Consider the following 4,055-nt stretch of genomic DNA (forward strand, 5'->3'; position numbering starts at 1 on the left):
GTGTAGTGCCGGTTTCACCGCCCACAAACGTGTACGCTGTGTTCTTTTTGCCGCTGAAGGAGCATGCGAATGTCTGAACGATCTCAGATCGCAACTGATAGCGCCTGTTTTGTGGATCTTTCGTGGAGCTGCCGTACGGTCGTGACACACTGCGAGGTGTCAGCCCGTTGCACGCCCTAGCGCACAAGGTATCGCTGGGCTTAGAATTGCGACAGTCAGAATATTCACCTAAACTCCTCCATGGTCACGGGATGTGTAGGCACCCTGGCCCCCAAAGTCGGGTCTGTATTCGATGCGTTGTTAGTGGGTCGCAGGGTCGTTGACGTTTCATAAATCCGTAAGACCTGTGGTGTTCGCTCTCCGCAAGCGGAAAATCCAAAATAAGTACTTTTTGGCCTTAAGTTACATTTAAGAAAACCAAGGTGGCCCGTATTAACCTGTCGACATTAACGGCAAAAGTATGAGCAAGGCGTAAAGGTGGAGGCGTACGTATCACAGATTAAGTGTCACCCGAGACGCCGCTGTACGCCAAAATGCCACACCGCGCATTGTCGGCTTGTAGATATTACGCTCAGATGTTGATGAGATCTCAGCCGCGCAAGCGCACCTCAAACTGACTACCTCGACCATCGGCGTCGTTTTTCAAGATGCGTGCATCTCCGCCATAGAGTTGGGCAATTTTTCGCGTGATCGCCAAGCCCATACCACTGCCTTCAACTTCATCACGTGGTCGCAGCGTGGTCATCGCAGCAAAAATACGATCATGGAATGTCTCGGGGATACCCGGCCCGTCATCGCTAACAGACAGCACAGCATCAGACCCAGATTTCTTGCACCTGACCACCACGGTTCCTGCGTTGCCATCGTGATGCTTTATTGCGTTCGAAATCAAGGCTGTTAGCAGTGTCAAACTGTCCTGTTCACCCATCGTGATGGTATCACACTCAAGATCCCTAAGGACGGAAAACCCGGTTGGAACCGGCATTTCTTCTAAGACATCATCAAGCGCTTCATTGAGGTTCACCTCTACGACTGCTTGCATGCGCCCGACACGCGAAAAGGCCAATAAATCTACCAACATACGGTCTAAACGTCCCGTATGACGGTTCATTAGGTCTATACTGTCGGCAACCGAACCGTCAATTTTCACGCCAGCCTCAGCCAAGTCTTCAACAATCCACTGCGGCAACTCAATGAGTGCGCGCACCGAATTGCGGACATCGTGGCTGATTAAATAGATGAAATCTTCGAAATCACTTGATGCGGTTGGGGGCATCTCAGGTTCGATGGAAGAAGTCACACCCGTGGGCAATGCGTTGGCGGTCATCAGATGATATTCCTGAAACTACGTGATAAGCCTACGATAGCGCGGAGCATTGAAGACACAGTTAACAAAGCAAAGCTTCGGGCATCCATTGGATCTTTCAGGTACGGCCTCACCGCCGCGGGATACCGCCCGCACAATTGTTGCCAGCGTGGAATTTGCTCTCGACGGCCCCACCTGCTGGTGATCATATCCCATAACTGCGCGACACGTTTCAAGACGCGCGCGGTCGCATCATCCCCTTGAATCGCCTCTACCAATGCCTCGTTCAGCACCCTGAAATATTCCGACTGACCCTTTAGGCAGAGGTCAGGAGTGGCCTCTTCGAGACTGACCTTGCGAACGTCCAAAAAAGGTTGGGAACACACCTTCTGAATAGTCGCGTCGTCGTAATGCTCCGGGCGGTTTGGATCAAAAAACCACCTGCCTGCCGGACCGATCTGGCCGACAGATCCGGGCTCGATGCGAAAAGCGCAAACAGATTCCCTAGCCGCGGTTGGCGGAATACGCGATTGACCACATAGCTCCATCCTGGCCAATAGCACCGCCTGGCGTTGGTCCGAAACAAAGACTATCACGCAATGGCGACCCCGGCGCGTGATAAGATTTTTGCGCGCCAGCCCAACCGGTATCACAATAAACGCTGTCGCGCCTTTAGGCATCCCAGTATTCAACGAACTTCTGAGAATCAACGCCGAGGTGAAGGTAGGGGCCAACGTTGATCATGTCTTCAAGCACCGCCAACCCTTCTGGGGTATCAAGCTGGCGCGTCATATCTGGCGAAAAAGGTCAGATCCCATAGCTATGCAACAACACCCAGTATCCCCACCCCAAATACCCGGATGCACTGAATAAAAGCCCCCACATATTCTCGGCACGCCGGTGGAACCAAGCAATCTGGAGATCAAGTTCGGCCCACGTTTTGGGTATGTCCAACGCATTCCCAAAGGTATCGGCGTAACGGCCGGCTTCATCTGTATTTCAAAGCATATCTTTGCGGTAAAACAGTAAATAGGCGTCGCCATCCGCCTGGAACCCATACGTTTGCCGATCAAAACTGTCGCCAAGACTGTAAATCATACCATCGCGGAACCCCGCCGGTTCATGGATCTTTGCGAGATCATCAAGCGGGCGCAGCACATTTGATGCCACAAGATCAACCAAACCGAATGTTGCGTGGCAAAGCGACGTCAAAACGACCATCAGCTGCAATATCTTCCAACGTAATCTGGGCTGTTAACGCTTTTGAAACAAAACTGCGCAATGCAATTTTAACACCAGTCATATTGGTAAATGCAGCCGCAATCGGGTGTAGATAATGTTGCGATCCATTCGGACAAAGCACAACAAGCGTTTGATCGGTCTACCCACTGTTTTCGCGGACCCATTGCGCGACTTTTTCATGCAAGGGCCTGCTAGACTGGCCTAAAGACGCCTGTGGCAACATCGTCGCGGCCCCGGCAGCTATGCCAGATTGTATCACATGGCGGCGCGTGAAGGTCGTATCACGGTGTGAGGTTCGATCTGACATCTTGGTTACTATCCTCGGTTTAGGATCGAGATTACCCACGCGCATTTAAGATCGACTTAATCCTTGAATGGTATGCCGGGCCCGTGAATGAAACCAACATCTCCATGCCGGTACACCGCAAGTTTTTCTCCGGAATTGTAGCGCGACTAAGGCTGCTTTTACTCATCTTGGGCGGGGTGACTGCCGCTGCATGTTTTGCCAGTTTCACACAGTTGAGGGAAATATCCTCCACGCATCAGGCGCTTATACGCGATGCGTTGCCAGTGCTCACCCAAACGCGGGTGGTGGAACAAGAGCTTGGTGAAATATTTCTAGCGCTCCAAAATGCGGGGCATCTTGGAGATACAGAACACCTAATATCCGCCAAGTTGGACCTTAGCCGTCGCATAGATCGTTTCAAAGACAACGTTTTGAACGTAACCCAAGCAAGTGGCGGCAGCGGTCTATCGGTGCGTATGGCCCGCTTGTTGACTGAACTGGAAGCATCCATTGATCAGCTTTTCACCCAACAAGCGATTTTGTTCGAAACAGACCTTAAGATTGCGCGGCTGGAAGAGACAATAAACGAGACCGGTTCACAAGCCAGTGATGCATTGCGAACCCTACGATATGATCTAACCATACGCATTGACACGTTGCTGGATGATGCTCGGTTAGGTGCGACCCCCGAAGCGAAATCAATTGACCAGTTGTTTTCTGATTTATTCCTAGGGGCCTTAAATTTGAATAGCTTAGCCATAGATTTGGACGCTGTGATCGACACCAGCCTATTTGATCAAATCTCGGGCGGTCAGAATAGCATTGAACAAATGCGTACAAATTTGGAAGATAAGCTGGGGCGAGTGGCGGCATTGCTGCCGCAACTTCGCCCCAGCGCTCAACGCACAGAACTTGCAGACCTGACGTTGCAGTTGAACGCTTATATTCTCGGCGAAAAAGGACTGCTGGCCCTTGGAGTGACAAGACTAACACATCAAGAAAAGATGTTAATCCTTCAACAAACGCGCTCTAACATGACGCGTGACGTTTCCGTTTTCATAGAGACCATTGTTAATACCGCCCAAACATCGGTCACCGAAAGAGCCGCGGCACTTGACGAAGCCACAAGGCAGCTATCAATCATATTGATGGTATGTCTCTTTTTAGCCGCCACTTGCACGTTGATCGGAAACTCGATCATCGTTGAAAAGCAGGTGAACC

Annotated in this window: 4 protein-coding genes; 1 reads left to right on the forward strand and 3 read right to left on the reverse strand. The window is 51.1% G+C overall.

Annotation, left to right across the window (positions count from 1 at the left end; genetic code table 11):
- Positions 1 to 589: 589 nt before the first annotated feature.
- The 3 genes from ABJQ89_RS00220 to ABJQ89_RS00230 all read right to left on the reverse strand — a co-directional run bounded on the left by ABJQ89_RS00220 (position 590) and on the right by ABJQ89_RS00230 (position 2,527).
- Positions 590 to 1,327, reverse strand: coding sequence for a HAMP domain-containing sensor histidine kinase (locus ABJQ89_RS00220; protein WP_348406069.1), 738 nt, complete (start codon positions 1,325 to 1,327; stop codon positions 590 to 592).
- The gene (locus ABJQ89_RS00225; RefSeq protein WP_348494270.1) at positions 1,327 to 1,986 is read right to left on the reverse strand and encodes a hypothetical protein; all 660 of its coding nucleotides are present in this window, start codon (positions 1,984 to 1,986) and stop codon (positions 1,327 to 1,329) included. Before ABJQ89_RS00225 ends, ABJQ89_RS00220 begins: the two co-directional genes overlap by 1 nt.
- A gap of 319 nt (positions 1,987 to 2,305) precedes the next feature.
- Positions 2,306 to 2,527 carry a hypothetical protein gene (locus tag ABJQ89_RS00230; RefSeq protein ID WP_348406071.1) on the reverse strand — a complete coding sequence of 74 codons (222 nt, stop codon included), beginning with the start codon at positions 2,525 to 2,527 and terminating at the stop codon, positions 2,306 to 2,308.
- A gap of 411 nt (positions 2,528 to 2,938) precedes the next feature.
- Here ABJQ89_RS00230 and ABJQ89_RS00235 point away from each other — a divergent pair.
- Positions 2,939 to 4,055 (forward strand): hypothetical protein (locus ABJQ89_RS00235; protein WP_348494271.1); only part of this gene is annotated, 1,117 nt, incomplete at its 3' end.

This window comes from Planktotalea sp. (assembly GCF_039984035.1).
Taxonomy (GTDB): Bacteria; Pseudomonadota; Alphaproteobacteria; order Rhodobacterales; family Rhodobacteraceae; genus Planktotalea.

Excerpts from the sequence above, each read along its gene's own strand:
- ABJQ89_RS00220 (WP_348406069.1), bottom strand. The coding sequence starts at position 1,327 with ATGACCGCCAACGCATTGCCCACGGGTGTGACTTCTTCCATCGAACCT.
- ABJQ89_RS00225 (WP_348494270.1), bottom strand. The coding sequence starts at position 1,986 with ATGCCTAAAGGCGCGACAGCGTTTATTGTGATACCGGTTGGGCTGGCG.
- ABJQ89_RS00230 (WP_348406071.1), bottom strand. The coding sequence starts at position 2,527 with ATGGTCGTTTTGACGTCGCTTTGCCACGCAACATTCGGTTTGGTTGAT.